This window comes from Fortiea contorta PCC 7126 (assembly GCF_000332295.1).
GTDB classification, from domain to species: domain Bacteria; phylum Cyanobacteriota; class Cyanobacteriia; order Cyanobacteriales; family Nostocaceae; genus Fortiea; species Fortiea contorta.
On record NZ_KB235930.1, the window covers coordinates 2,741,630 to 2,756,507 of the forward strand.

Below are 14,878 nucleotides of genomic sequence, written 5' to 3' on the forward strand. Positions count from 1 at the left end.
GTCCGTAAGGGCGAACAACCGTTCGCCCCTACAATGTGCGATATAATTTTGTACCCCAAGTGAATGGGAATCGCTATAGACTGCTCCAAAAAAGATATTTTCGTAGAGATGGAAATTTTAAAGCGATCGCTACTCACAAGCGCTGAACTCTGACCGATATTTTACCGTACCCGTGCATCCTGTCAACGCTCCCTCAACCAACTCCAGCACCATAAACGCCTCATCTGGTACAGGGTATTCGCATTTTAACCCTTTGTCTGTGGCGCGGATAAACCCAAAGCGCGGGTAGTATTCTGGATGACCCAACACTACCACAGCTTGACAACCCAAGCGATCGCACTTTTTTAAACTACTTTCAATTAACAACGAGCCAATTCCTTGACGCTGATAGTCAGGGAGTACTGCTACGGGCGCCAATCCCAGAATCAACAAATTATCGCTACATTCTCCAGCGAGAATCACTGGACTAAAGAAAATGTGTCCAACTACCTGCTCAGATTTTACAGCAACGAAACCAAAACTAGACGCCACACCCCGCAACTGATCGACCAAATCGGCTTCATTTTCTCGCCCAAACGCCGCAATATTGACTTGGCGAATAGCAGCAATATCTTCTGGTTTTTCGGCTCTCACTTCCATAGCTGAGGACTGCTGACTACAATACACAGACATTTTCACACATAATGTTCAGATAGCAGTTCGCGCAACCGTTGAAACAAAAGACTTTTAGGAAGACGAAAAATCCGCATAAGCAATTATGCTCGATTCCGTATAGATACTAATGTCAAACTTTATGAAAACTTGTTATTCTACAATCACTTAGTTGTGAAGAAGATACAAAGTTTTATTAAAAATCATGTTAGTTACTGCCACCGCTACCCCAATGCAGTTAGAAACAGTCTTAGAGCGGATCTTTGCTATTCGTAGAATTACCCGCCACGACCAACATTTATTAATGTCCACACTGCTATCTAAAGAAGGTTTAAGCGAACAAGAAAGCTTGCAAATTAGCAGAGTATTCGACGCCTTGCAAAGAGGATTGCTGAAAGTAGTAGATTAATTGGCGTTGCTGAATCAATTTTTCAAACTCTTACTCTCTGCTCCTAGAACTTTAAAATATTTAACAAATAACTCTTCCAGAAACTTTTGTGATCTGACATTGGTCTGGGTATTGAAATTAACACAATATACACCAATGTCCTCTACAGCTCAGGGTATTCCCGGTTTACCAGACTTAACACACCCTCATGAACTAATACAATTCGGCACAGAAATACTCAAAGGTTCACTTTTATTCGTATTTTTAGTTATAGCCTTGGGAGTAGCGATCGCTCTCATTAATTTTTCTCTACGTCGTCAAACAACCGAACAAGCAGTATTTTTCGGCGAATGGGCGATACGTTATTCTCAGCTATTGCAAGGATTACAGCATTTAGCACTGATATTAATTTTGTTAGTCACGGGATTTTTTCTGTGTTCTACCCTCAGCAACCGCTACCACCATTGGGAGCAAGCGATGGTAGCGCAAGTAGTGGAAAGTGTCGCGGGTGATAAATTAGAACAAACTGCACCCCAAGTGCGGTACGTGACTCAAGAACCATACACTTACAACACCCAAGTTAACGGTAAAATCGTTACCGTCAAAGCTACCCAACCAGTGACTCGGTATCTCAACTTAGCCGGCTCCCAGATTCAAGTCAAACTAAATCAGAGTGTAGACGTCAAAGGTCGCAGTTCTATTTATGATGTAGATTACACCGCAGAATACAAAGTCCTTAACCAATTAAAAAACACTAATAATTTTTTCTTTGAAGCACCACCACCAAACGGTTACTCATTATTAAAGAGTTATAAAGTAGAACGCGAAGGAAACAGACTACCGCAAACAAACCCCGGTGATTACGGCTTTCCTTTTGAGTTACAACCAGGACAAGAAACCACCTTTCGCGTCAGCTATCGAGCGCAAGCAGGGCCACGGTGGGTTTACAGCGCTGCGGGACAGTTACTTTCTCAATTTCGCCTCACCGCAACAGCTAACTTTAGTCCAGTGGAATTCGCTAGCGGTATCGTACCCGATGAGACGAAAGTTGAGGGACGCAGCACGCAATTTACTTGGATCTTTGATGATAATGTTTCGGTGAAAAATCCCTTTGGCGTATTTACCAACACCAAACCGATTCGCAACACAGGTATAATTCCCCGATTATTATTATTAGCCCCTGCCGTATTTTTGTGGTGGATATTATTACTATACTTATCCTTACCAATGAGCTTAAAAAATGTAGCGATCGCCGGCGGGATTTTCTTTGCATGTCTGCTAACTTTAACTTATTTGGGGCGATTAATCAACGCACAGTTAGTTTGGGTGATGATTTCCCTAATTTTACTGGCTTTGTCTTGGGGTTTGGGAATCAATCGCCGAGCTGCAATTGGTGCAATGGTTTGCACTATTGCCGGTGCAATCTTACCTGTATTTGGATTATTAATACCCTATAGCGGTCTTACCCTCAGTTTAGCCGGTTTGCTCTCAGCAGTTTGGCTCGCCATCCGTCACTGGTATAGTTTCCCCAGTTTGCTGCAGGAACGCTAATTTAGTGTACTCGGCAATGAGGCTTTTAGCTTCGTGAATGAGGCTTTGAACTTCATTAATGAGCTTTTTAGCTCCGTGAATGAGGCTTTGAACTTCATTAATGAGCTTTTTAGCTCCGTGAATGAGGCTTTGAACTTCATTAATGAGCTTTTTAGCTCCGTGAATGAGGCTTTGAACTCCATTAATGAGCTTTTTAGCTCCGTGAATGAGGCTTTGAACTTCATTAATGAGCCTCTGAGCTTCAAAAGCTAAATATATCTTGTGATTACGGAATCTTCTAAAGTCGCGTGTAGTAAAATCTTGAGTAACTCCGTGTAGTTAAACATGGCTTTAGACTTTTCCGGTCAAAATCTCCGAGGGCGCAACTTCAAAGGTAAAGACCTTATTAAAGTTAAAGGATGTGTAAACACAGGTGTAACAATGACAATTAAAGAACAGATTACCCAAGAACTAGAAAAATTACCTGAACCGCTATTACAGGAAATTTTAGACTTTGTTCAGTTTCTACAAACCAAACATCAACCTATCGGCATATCTGTAAATAACCAACCAGAGCAAACACTTATAGCAGAGCATACTTTAACAGGTTCCACTGCCCAAGATTTATTAGAGTTTGTGGGAACTTGGTCAGGTTCAGATATTAGAAAATGCCTGCAACTGGTTCACGAAAGTCGTATACCACTAGAATTTTAATACAGTGGCGGTAATTCCAGCAAAAAATTGTAGGTTGGGTGTAACGCAGTGAAACCCAACAACACCAACTTCTTCAGGCGTTGGGTTACGCTCCGCTTCACCCAACCTATTTTACGTAAAAATACCATAAATCACGTATCTTAGTATAAGAAGTTATGTAAAAATCCCGTAGCTATCCATGAGCTACTGCATCAATCCTCATTGCTCACAGCCGCAAAACTCCAAACAACCCCTGTTTTGTCAAGCTTGCGGCTCCGACCTGCTTTTAGAAGGCTGCTATCGCGTTATTCGACCACTGGGGGGTGGCGGTTTTGGTAAAACCTTTGAAGTGGATGATTGCGGTAAGGCAAAAGTTCTCAAAGTGCTTTTCAATACCCACCCCAAAGCCATCGAACTATTTCAGCAAGAAGCAGAAGTTCTCAAACTACTCAATCACCCTGGTATTCCCAAAGTTGATTCAGACGGTTACTTTACCTATTTGCCAAGAAATAGTCAAGAACATCTGCATTGTTTGGTGATGGAAAAAATTGAGGGGATGAATTTAGCAGAATATTTAATTCAGAGAAACAACGAACCCATCAGTCAACGCGCAGCATTGCGGTGGTTAAAACAACTAACAAAAGTTTTGCACAAAGTCCACCAACAGCAGTATTTTCATCGGGATATCAAGCCAACTAACATTATGATCAGACCGAATGGAAATCCAGTATTAATTGACTTCGGTACTGCGCGAGAAGTTACACAAACATATATGCATAAAGTAGCCGGTCAGCAAGTCACAGGAATTATTTCCGCAGGTTACACCCCACAAGAACAAGCAAATGGTAAAGCCGTACCACAATCAGATTTTTTTGCTTTAGGGCGTACCTTTGTTTATTTGCTGACAGGTAAATCTCCTCATGAATTCACCGAAGACCCGCGGACTGGTGAATTAAATTGGCAAAGTAACACTAAAGATATTGCTCAAGAAATATTAGATTTAATAGATTATTTGATGGCGCCATTTCCAGGAAATAGACCCCAAGACACTCAAGAAATATTAGATAAATTAAAAGAAATTGAACAAGCTTTAAATCCACAAAAAAATAGCTCTCAAATTCCTATTGTAAATCCTCAAATTTACACACCTCAGCCTCATCCATCTCCACCTGTTGTCACTCAAAACATCAATTTGAAGGATAGAATTAGCAAATTTTTTTTAGAAGAAAGTTCAGGTATCAGAATTACCGCTTCAGTTATATTGCTATTAGAAATAGTACTTATTCTTCATGGCTTAAAGTGGGGTAGTCTAGGTAGTTTATGGGGTTCTGGATGGATATTCGTACTTTTTAAAGCAAACCAAGGTTTTTGGTTTGTAATATTTGCTTATCCAGCTTGGTTTTGTTTAAAAGCATTTTTAAATGGAAAATGGGATTGGTATGAGTAGTGGCGTGTCTAGCTTTAAATAGTGGATTAGTAGGGTGCGTTGTCGCAAAGCGCAAACGCACCCCCAATGATGACAAGACGGTGCGTTACTTCGTTAACGCACCCTACAAAAATCTAAATTTTGGCGACACATCAATAATTTGTAAGGGCGTAGGATCCGCCTTCCCGCAGGGTACGGCCGTACTCCGAAACGGAGAAGCAAGCTACGCCCCAGTTCGCCCCTACCAATTTATCTGTTGTTTTCTTTTGGGGAATTGATATAAGTCCTAGTCTATAAAAAAATGGGGTAGTTCTGGAAACCTCCAAAACCACCCCAAATTCAAATTTTCAATTCCCGTCAAAATCGCTTATGCAAAAGCAGCAGTTTTGACATCGTTATTTGTCAGAATTTCTTGCAATTCATCGGCGTCTACTGTTTCTTTATCCACCAGCATCTGCGCGATTTGGTCAAGAATGTGGCGATTAGCTAACAACACATCTTTGGCGCGTCTGTAAGCGACATCTACCAGCTTGCGGACTTCTTCATCAATCGCAGCAGCGGTTTCTTCAGAGAAATCGCGCTCTGACATAATATCCCGACCGAGGAACATGTTACCTTGCTGACGACCGAGGGCGACTGGGCCTAGTCTGTCGCTCATTCCAAAGCGGGTAATCATTTGTCTCGCTACCCGCGCTACTTGCTGTAAGTCGTTGGAAGCACCAGTGGTTACTTCTTCTTCACCAAAGATTAATTCTTCCGCAATCCGACCACCTAAAGCCACAGCCATCTGATTTTCCAGATAAGCGCGGCTGTATAAACCCGTGTCCATCCGGTCTTCGCTAGGAGTGAACCAAGTTAAACCACCAGCACGACCGCGAGGAATAATGCTAATTTTTTGCACTGGGTCATAGTCGGGCATCAACGCACCAACTAAAGCGTGACCAGCTTCGTGATAAGCTACTAAAACCTTGCGTTTTTCGCTCATCACGCGGTCTTTCTTCTCAGGCCCAGCCAACACGCGGTCAATGGCGTCGTTGATTTCATCCATGGAGATTTCGGTCAGATTCCGCCGTGCTGCTAAAATTGCAGCTTCATTGAGTAGGTTAGATAAATCAGCACCTGTAAATCCAGGGGTACGACGAGCGATTTTATCTAAATCTACATCCTTCGCCAAGGTCTTACCACGGGCGTGAACCTTGAGGATTTCGCTACGTCCACCGTAATCAGGACGGTCTACCACAACTTGACGGTCAAAGCGACCGGGACGCAACAATGCTGCATCTAGAACGTCAGGACGGTTGGTAGCGGCAATAATAATGATGCCAGTATTACCTTCAAAACCATCCATTTCTGTGAGCAACTGGTTGAGGGTTTGTTCCCGCTCGTCGTTACCACCACCTAAACCCGCACCCCGTTGACGACCAACGGCGTCAATTTCATCGATGAAGACGATACAGGGAGCGTTGGATTTAGCTTGTTCAAACAAGTCGCGGACGCGGGAAGCACCTACACCCACGAACATTTCCACAAACTCAGAACCAGAGATGGAGAAGAAGGGTACACCCGCTTCACCTGCTACAGCACGAGCCAGGAGGGTTTTACCAGTACCTGGAGGCCCGACTAGCAAGACACCTTTAGGAATTTTCGCACCGACTGCGGTAAAGCGATCGGCATTTTTGAGAAAGTCTACAACTTCGTTAAGTTCCAGCTTGGCTTGGTCAATTCCCGCAACATCACCGAAGGTGACTTGGGTTTGTGGCTCCATTTGCACTCTGGCTTTGGATTTACCAAAATTCATTGCTTGGCTACCAGGGCCGCTCTGAGCGCGTCGGAGCAAGAAAAATAGACCAACTAGGAGCAATACAGGAAAAAATAAGCTGCTGAGGGCTTTAAACCAAAAGCCTTCATCAGTTTGAGGTAGAACGGAAATATCAACACCTTTTGCAGTCAGAGTATTAATTAAGTCGGGGTCATTGACTAAAGTTACTACCTTTTTGTTACCGTCTCTGGATGTTACCAGGGCTGTAGAGCGGTCTGCACTCAGACTGACTTTATCTACTCTCCCTTTTTCAACTTCTTGAATAAACTGACTGTACCGCAATGGCTCTCTGCCTTGGGGTTGTTTATCAAAAAATGCTGTTCCTAAAGCAATAACAACAATAAATAGCAGAGCATATAGCCCCGCATTTCTCCATCGTTTATTCACTGAGGTCAGTCCTCCTGTATTTTTCGTGCGTTCTCGTAGCTTCTCTGGTAATCGAGGGCATTATTAAGAATTATGTTAACTTATCTTAAGGTATAACATAATGGCGTGGCTGTCATGCTAAAAAAAGCCCCCTTATTTGCTGAAAACTCAGATGGTTGGGATCATATTGTAGCGATCCTGAAGGCTGCTTAACGCTATGGATGGGGATGATTTCTACTACACTGTTAGAGTAGGCGATCGCTTCTAATCCTTTGACTAGCTCCTGTGTCCAAGGTTCCTCTTTCACCGCTTGCTGCTGGTTCGTTAACCATTTGATAATCTGCGTTCTCATAATTCCCGGTAAAATCGGCTCTGTTAAGGGTGGTGTCCACCAACAACCATCGCGCCATCCCCAAAGATTACCTGTGGTGGTTTCTAGCCAATTACCCCCAGCATCAACTAAAATCGCTTCTTGAGCATTTAGTTTTTGAGCCGTATCTTTTGCTAACCAAGCGCTTAAATAATTGCCTGTTTTGTGATTAGGTAAACTGCGGTATAGTTCCGGAGCCGCAACAACGGATTTGACACCATGTTTTTGGTTATTTGTCAATTCAGTTGGTAACAATCGACCGATAATCCATTCTCGTCCATCGGGAAAGATGGTAATTCTGAGAACAGGGAACTTTGCACAGATAATTTCTGCACCTTGACGCAGGCGATGCCAGTTTGGTTGTTGCCAAGCAAAAGACTGTAAACTAGATTTCAGGCGATCGCAGTGTAAGTCCCAGCCAGTCAAAGTAGCATCAAGCGACTGATGATAAACCCGTAGCGTTGTAAACACCGTTGCGCCATACAATAAACCCGGATCATTGATATCTAATTCTAAAGTTTGGGATGCGATGATTTTACCGTCGTACCAGAACATGGTGGGGTGAACAACTAGAGGGCGAACGACCAGAGGGCGAACGACCAGAGGGCTAATAACCGGAGGGCGAACAACCGTTCGCCCCTACAATTTTGACGGGATATTGGGGTGTAATTGGTCTTTGTTCCAGGATTGTGGGTTGTTTTGGATATATTGACGAATTTTTTCTAATGAGAATTGATTCCGAATGATGTGTTCATAATAATTTCTTTGCCATACAGCAGTACCAGGTGCGTTGCGGATTGTATTTATACGACTAGTAGTAGCACATTTGAATCCGGCGATCGCAGATGAAAGCGATCGTGGTTTCATTGGTGGGGCTATTTTTTGAGGATTTTCATTGGTTTGGGGGGAATCATCGGAGGGTGAACAACCGGAGTAGGTGATTACAATTATTGCGTGAAAATGGTTAGGCATAACGATCCATTCGTCTAATTCAATTTCTTGCCGAATTTCTGAAGATTTGCGCCATTCTTCGGCAATAATTTTTCCATATTCATTCAAGACCATTTCGTCATTAACGATTTCACCAAATAAACATTGTCTTTTGTAGGTGCAAATCGTCACAAAATAAAATGCAGCAGAAGAATAATTATAGCCCTTCAAACGCATAGAACTGCGATCGTGTATTTCCGGGTTATATTTCATCAAATTTATCTAACAAATTCACCACATTTATTTTTCCCAATACCAACCCAACTGTAGGGGCGAACGGTTGTTCGCCCTCTGCTAAATGAGGTTACAAGTCAATATAAATCAATCTTTTTCAGGAAATATAATTTTATTGCCTTCAGGAGTACTAACTATCTTACCTCCTAAAGATTCGATTTCACTGATGGCTCTTTTGCGAGTTTTCTCATCAACTTGAGTATTTAAAACCATCGCCCAGGAAGCAATTCTGGCGTATTTACTATCAGGATTTTGGTTTAAGAAATTGGCTGTTTTTTGAGAAATATCAACGATATTTTGACTTTCAGCATCTGTATAGTTACTAGCCCAATTAGCTGCTGTCAAGAAAGAGTTGTGAGCAGATTGAGAATTTCCTAGAAATAATAACTCATCAATACCTTTATAGCGCCACACATAATAAGACCTTTCAGGCAATTTTGGCGCTAACGATTTTAAACCTTTTTCCATCAATTCTATAGCTTTTTCAGGCATCCCAGCATAGAGAGAAGTACTACTAGAAAGACTTTGATAAGCTGTTAAAAATTTGGGATCGCGTTTGAGAATGACTTCAAAATATTGCGGACTGAGGCTATAACCGGTTTTGGCACGCAATTCATCGTCACCAAAGTATTGTAAAAAATTGAGATATACCCAATCAGCAATTAAATTATCATAGCCAAAACTCGGCATGTGCTTAAGAAAATTGAGCCGGGTACTTTCTAATTGAATTTCTCTTTCTAAAGTTTCCAGAGAATAAGTTTGTTGACGATTTAAAAGTTTTTGTAGTTGCGGAAATTGAATTAAACCAACTCCTAACATACAGAAACAAATAAAGAAAGATGCACCGATAGTTTGACGAGATAGTGCAGACATGGGAGGCGAGAAAAAATAACCAATGACAACTTAACCTAATGTTTTAAAAGTTGCCAACATTCCTGAGCGATCGCCCAATCTTCCTGAGTTTTAATTACCAATACTCGCACTGATGATTCGGGTGTAGCGATATCTTCGTCAACAGGCTGGCTTTGATTTTTTTGGGCGTCTATTTTTAGTCCTAAAAATGCGAATGCTTCGGAAGCAGCTTGGCGAATTCCGGGAGAGTGTTCACCGACACCTGCGGTGAAGACTAAAACGTCTAACCCACCTAAGCTAGCGAGCATGGAACCAATCCCGGAACGCAAGCGATGGATGTACATATCCCAAGCGAGCTGGGCGCGATAATTACCTTGGGCGATCGCGGAAATGACTTGCGGAACATCGCTAGATACACCCGAAATTCCCCGTAATCCAGATGCTTTATTAAGCACATAATCTAGCCTTTCTGCAGAGTAATCAGATTGGCGCAAAAGGTAAATGATAATCCCTGGATCAATGGAACCGCAACGGCTACCCATCATCAGCCCATCCAGGGGTGTGAATCCCATAGTTGTATCAATGCTGCGACCGTTTTTAATTGCAGTTAGAGAACAGCCGTTACCTAAATGACACGTAATTAATTTTAACGATGCTAAATCTCGACTGAGAATGTCTGCTGCGCGCCTAGAGCAGTATTGATGACTGATACCATGAAAGCCGTAGCGTCGGATACCTTGGTCTACCCACTCATAGGGGCCAGGATAAATCGCCGCTGCGTCAGGGAGTGTAGCATGAAAACCAGTATCAAATACTGCCACTTGAGTGACAGAACCTAAACTTTGTTCAATAGCTTCGATTCCTTCCAAAGCCGCTGGATTGTGTGCAGGAGCGAGGTTAGCTAGATCAGCGATCGCTTTTTTAATTTTTTCAGTAATTATCACACTATCCCGGTAATATTGACCACCATGCACTACACGATGACCCACGACATCAATTTCTGATAGATTACCGATGACCTTGGTAGCGCCACGAGTCAGGGTATAAAGCATGTAGGTGACATGTGCGCGTCTAGAGTCAGCATAAATTGACTCATGGAGCGATTCACCGTTAGCTGTTTTGACCTCAATTTCTGCCACACCGCGATCTTGAGTCCAATTTATTTTTCCTTCCCACAGGGGTTGCGGTGCTTCTTTCGGGAAAGTCTCATCTGCAATTTCATACAAGTAACTTTTTTGGCTACTAGATCCGGCGTTGAGTATTAGTATTTTCATTGGGGGTCAATTTGCACATCTAATTTCAGATCAACTTGCTCAATCATTACTTTTTCTTGCAATGATGCGAATGTTTTTTATGCTGTATTGATTAAGGAAAATTGTGTAATATTTAAAACTGCTTTTCCGGAACTCAGCTTGGTGAATAGCGATCGCTTGCGAGTCAAATGTCAATTTAACATTCAACTCTAATTCTGGTGATGATAAGGTAAAATTTTCCCATCCCCTCATTTCATCCGGCTCACCTACCAAAAGAGCACTAAACTGCTCCGAAACCAACAGCGTAAACCTTTGTCTCTCCCATTCTCCAGGTGTACGTACCCGTGCTAGCAAAGCCTCCGTGATTACCAAAGCTTCACTTCCCACTGCTTGAGCCATCTGCTGTAATAATTCCCTAAGTTGATTAAAAACATCTAAAGGCAAAGTAGGAGAAAAGCTCAAATCAGGAGAACTAAGCATTGTCAAAAGTCTAGTAAAAAGGGCTAGCTGCTGAAGATCAAAGGTCTTTAATTATTGTGCTCTCACCAACAGTTTAAGACGGTAATAGACGATTATGCATCGTATCAGTGCCACATCCGGTGGATGGAATCAGTCAGAAGACCTGATTTTTCTAGAACAAACTCCAGCCCCTTTTGTGTTAATCACGGCTGCTGACACCGATATTCAAACCGTAGCCGCCGCCATCCCGCAATTACCCGCTACATTTCCTGAGTTAAGAGTTGCCAATCTGCTGCAATTACAGCAACAAATCAGCATAGATACCTATGGTGAACAAGTTTTAGAACTGGCTCAGGTAATTATTCTACGCCTATTGGGAGGACGTTCCTACTGGGCTTATGGTTTAGAGGTGGTAAAGGAAATTGCTCAACGTCACGGTAGTCACCTGATCGTGATCCCAGGAGATGACGCCCTTGATCCCGATTTAGTCTACCAATCTACCGTGTCTGTGGAGATTGTTAACCAAGTTTGGCAATACTTCCGACAAGGTGGCGTAGAAAATCTGGTGAACGCCCTGCAATTTATTTGTGATGCTTGTCTAGCAACTGCTTTTAATCCCCCACCGCCGCTGTTAATTCCTAGTGTGGGGTTGTATGACTGGGAAAATCAGGAAAATCAGCAATACCCTCTACCCAAAGTGGGGATTCTCTTCTACCGCGCACACTATCTATCGGGAAACACGAAAGTAATTGACGCTTTATGTGCTGCTTTGGTGCAGAAAAATTTACAACCTGTGCCAGTTTTTGTTTCTTCACTGCGCGCACCAGATATTCAAGCAGAGTTGATAGAGTTTTTCCAGCCGAAAAATCAAGAACAAATTGCACTGCTGTTGAATACCACTAGTTTTTCTTTGGCAAAGTTGGAAGCAGAAACACCCCAAGTGGAATTGTGGGCAAATTTGGATGTCCCTGTTTTGCAGGTAATTCTCAGCGGTGGGGCGGTTGAACAGTGGGAGTCACAATTACAGGGGCTATCTCCTCGTGACATAGCAATGAATGTGGCGCTACCAGAGGTAGATGGACGCATTATTAGTCGGGCGGTGTCTTTTAAAACAGTGCTGACTCGCAATTCTGATTTAGAAACCGATGTGGTAGTTTATGAACCAGTAAGCGATCGCATTGAGTTTGTCACGCAACTAGCAGCTAATTGGATACGTCTACGTTCTCAACCTCGCCATAAACGCCGCGTTGCTTTAATTTTGGCAAATTATCCCACCCGTGATGGTCGTCTCGCTAATGGTGTCGGCTTGGACACACCCGCTAGTTGTGTGGAAATTCTCCAAGCGCTGCAGTCGGCTGGTTATGTGGTAGAAAATTTACCTAGCAATGGAGACGAATTAATACAACGTCTTGTTACTGGGGTAACGAATGATCCAGAGGGTAGAGATTGGCGTCCTGTAGAGCAGAGTCTCTCTGTAACCGAATATCAACAATATTTTGCCTCTCTCCCAGAAGCAGTGCAACAAGGCATCAATCAACGCTGGGGAGCACTCAATACCCCATGCTCAATCCCCATTCCCGGTATCCAACTCGGTAACATCTTTATTGGCATTCAACCATCACGGGGTTATGATCTTGACCCCAGTTTGAATTATCATGCACCAGATTTGCCGCCAACTCATGCTTATTTGGCTTTTTATTACTGGGTGAGGACGCGTTTTGGCGCTGATGCAGTGGTGCATGTGGGTAAACATGGCAATCTAGAATGGCTACCTGGTAAAAGTCAGGCTTTATCTAGTAGCTGTTATCCCGAAGTAGCTTTAGGTGCACTTCCTCATCTCTACCCGTTTATTGTCAATGATCCTGGTGAGGGTTCCCAAGCCAAACGTCGCGCCCAAGCAGTAATTATCGATCACTTGACACCGCCGATGACTCGCGCCGAACTTTATGGTGGTTTGCAAAAGCTGGAGAATTTGATTGATGAGTATTATGAGGCTGAAAGTTTAGATCCTAGCCGCTTGTCGATGATTAGCGATCGCATCCGTAATTTAGTCATTGAGGAAAATCTCCACCGCGATTTGGGGATTGACAACGAAACAGACATTCTCAATTCCATCGGTGGTTATCTTTGTGAATTAAAAGAAGCCCAAATCCGCGATGGTTTACACATTTTTGGGCAATGTCCCCAAGGACGACAATTGCGAGATTTAATTGTGGCGATCGCTCGCATTCCTAACCGTTATACCATTGGCATTACCCGGGCGATCGCTCAAGCTTGGGGTTTGGATTTCGACCCCCTCACCGCCGATTTTTCAATCAACAGCGGTCAATTTTCTGTAGTCAATGGCGAACGCTGTCACACTCTCGGTGATGTTGTGGAAGTCTTGGAGGAACATGCAGCTTTCTTGGTTGAGCAGCTTTTAACCCCAAACATGCAACTGTCATCACCAAACACTCAACTTCTTTCCACCCTCACCTGGATTCAAACAAAACTCATCCCCGCCCTTCAACAAACCACTCAAGAAATCACCAACCTACTCCGCGGACTCAATGGACAATACATCCACAGTGCTGCATCCGGCGCACCCACCCGCGGACGACCGGAAGTTTTACCCACAGGTAATAACTTTTACTCAGTTGACATTCGGGCTTTACCTACAGAAATAGCCTGGGATATCGGTAGAAAAGCCGCTGAGACTTTAATTGAGTGCTACACACAAGAAAATGGTGAGTATCCCCAAACACTAGCATTATCAGTATGGGGAACTGCCACCATGCGGACTGGAGGTGACGACATCACCGAAGCTTTAGCATTGTTAGGTGTGCGTCCTGTGTGGGATGGAGCCGCCAGGCGGGTAGTAGATTTTGAAATCTTACCTTTAGAGATTTTGGGGCGTCCCCGTGTCGATGTAACTTTGCGAGTTTCGGGATTCTTTCGGGATGCGTTCCCCAACTTAATTGATTTATTTGAGCAAGCCGTCACAGCCGTGGCGACATTGGACGAGCCACCAGAGCAAAACCCCCTAGCCGCCCAAGTTCGTCAAGATACTGAATTTTGGACAACAAAAGGTTTAACTTCACAAGCAGCACAAGAGCGATCGCGCTACCGCATTTTTGGTTCCCAACCAGGAGCATACGGAGCCGGACTCCAAGGTTTAATCGAATCACAAAATTGGACAGATGACCAGGATTTAGCCCGCGCCTACATCAACTGGAGTTGTTACGCCTACACCAGTACCACCGCAGAAGCTCAAGGCGGGTTAGTGGGAATTGCTGCACCAGAAGCCTTTGAGCAACGCTTGGGAAAAATGCAAATAGTGCTGCACAACCAAGACAACCGCGAACACGACTTACTCGACTCTGATGATTATTACCAATTTCAGGGAGGTTTAACAGCCGCCATTCGTTCTCTACAGGGAAAAAATCCCCAAACATATTTTGGCGATCATTCCCTTCCCGCCCATCCCCGCATCCGCCAACTACAAGCGGAAATCGCCAGGGTATATCGTTCCCGCGTAGTTAATCCCAAATGGATCGCCGGCGTCATGCGCCACGGCTATAAAGGTGCTTTTGAAATGGCGGCGACAGTAGACTTTCTTTTCGCCTACGACGCCACAGCTAACTGTGTAGAAGACTATATGTATCAAGGGGTAGCACAAGCCTATTTATTTGATCCCGTCGTCGCCGAATTCATCCAAGAGAAAAACCCCCATGCATTGCGTGATATCGCTGAGAGATTGTTAGAAGCACACAAGCGCAATTTATGGGAGGATGTAAATATACAAACTTTAGAAAATTTACGCAACTTAGTACATCAAGCTGAAGCAGCGATCGAAGAAAAATAAGTG

Annotated in this window: 12 protein-coding genes; 5 read left to right on the forward strand and 7 right to left on the reverse strand. The window is 43.5% G+C overall.

From position 1 onward, the window contains the following. Positions 1-129 precede the first annotated feature (129 nt). Positions 130-672 carry a GNAT family N-acetyltransferase gene (locus MIC7126_RS0112720; RefSeq protein WP_238553693.1) on the reverse strand — a complete coding sequence of 181 codons (543 nt, stop codon included), beginning with the start codon at positions 670-672 and terminating at the stop codon, positions 130-132. A 184-nt stretch (positions 673-856) separates the two neighbouring features. On the opposite strand from MIC7126_RS0112720, the gene MIC7126_RS0112725 reads away from it, so the two are divergent. The 4 genes from MIC7126_RS0112725 to MIC7126_RS27540 all read left to right on the forward strand — a co-directional run bounded on the left by MIC7126_RS0112725 (position 857) and on the right by MIC7126_RS27540 (position 4,709). After that, positions 857-1,060 (forward strand): hypothetical protein, encoded by a 204-nt coding sequence (locus MIC7126_RS0112725; protein ID WP_017653539.1) that lies wholly within the window; start codon positions 857-859, stop codon positions 1,058-1,060. A gap of 135 nt (positions 1,061-1,195) precedes the next feature. Beyond that, positions 1,196-2,590: a DUF456 domain-containing protein gene (locus MIC7126_RS0112730; RefSeq protein ID WP_026100217.1), complete on the forward strand. Its 1,395-nt coding sequence runs from the start codon at positions 1,196-1,198 to the stop codon at positions 2,588-2,590. 324 nt (positions 2,591-2,914) lie between these two features. Beyond that, positions 2,915-3,283, forward strand: coding sequence for a DUF2281 domain-containing protein (locus tag MIC7126_RS0112740; RefSeq protein WP_017653542.1), 369 nt, complete (start codon positions 2,915-2,917; stop codon positions 3,281-3,283). A 178-nt stretch (positions 3,284-3,461) separates the two neighbouring features. Next, the gene (locus MIC7126_RS27540) at positions 3,462-4,709 is read left to right on the forward strand and encodes a serine/threonine-protein kinase (RefSeq protein ID WP_017653543.1); all 1,248 of its coding nucleotides are present in this window, start codon (positions 3,462-3,464) and stop codon (positions 4,707-4,709) included. A gap of 346 nt (positions 4,710-5,055) precedes the next feature. On the opposite strand, the gene ftsH3 is transcribed toward MIC7126_RS27540, so the two are convergent. The 6 genes from ftsH3 to MIC7126_RS29930 form a co-directional block, all read right to left on the reverse strand. Beyond that, positions 5,056-6,894, reverse strand: coding sequence for an ATP-dependent zinc metalloprotease FtsH3 (gene ftsH3 / locus MIC7126_RS0112750; protein ID WP_017653544.1), 1,839 nt, complete (start codon positions 6,892-6,894; stop codon positions 5,056-5,058). Between the two features lie 112 nt (positions 6,895-7,006). Next, positions 7,007-7,798 (reverse strand): aminotransferase class IV, encoded by a 792-nt coding sequence (locus MIC7126_RS0112755; RefSeq protein ID WP_017653545.1) that lies wholly within the window; start codon positions 7,796-7,798, stop codon positions 7,007-7,009. Between the two features lie 84 nt (positions 7,799-7,882). Next, entirely contained in the window at positions 7,883-8,446 is a 564-nt protein-coding gene (locus tag MIC7126_RS0112760; RefSeq protein ID WP_017653546.1) for a transposase, read from the reverse strand. A 108-nt stretch (positions 8,447-8,554) separates the two neighbouring features. Further along, entirely contained in the window at positions 8,555-9,340 is a 786-nt protein-coding gene (locus tag MIC7126_RS0112765; protein WP_026100219.1) for a hypothetical protein, read from the reverse strand. A gap of 35 nt (positions 9,341-9,375) precedes the next feature. After that, a complete protein-coding gene (locus tag MIC7126_RS0112770) occupies positions 9,376-10,593 on the reverse strand; it encodes an acetate kinase (RefSeq protein ID WP_017653548.1) in 1,218 nt (405 codons plus the stop codon). A 39-nt stretch (positions 10,594-10,632) separates the two neighbouring features. Continuing rightward, positions 10,633-11,052 carry a hypothetical protein gene (locus MIC7126_RS29930; protein WP_017653549.1) on the reverse strand — a complete coding sequence of 140 codons (420 nt, stop codon included), beginning with the start codon at positions 11,050-11,052 and terminating at the stop codon, positions 10,633-10,635. A 94-nt stretch (positions 11,053-11,146) separates the two neighbouring features. Here MIC7126_RS29930 and cobN point away from each other — a divergent pair, with 94 nt between their 5' ends. Further along, positions 11,147-14,875, forward strand: a complete 3,729-nt coding sequence (gene cobN, locus MIC7126_RS0112780; protein ID WP_017653550.1) for a cobaltochelatase subunit CobN — start codon at positions 11,147-11,149, stop codon at positions 14,873-14,875. Positions 14,876-14,878: the final 3 nt, after the last annotated feature.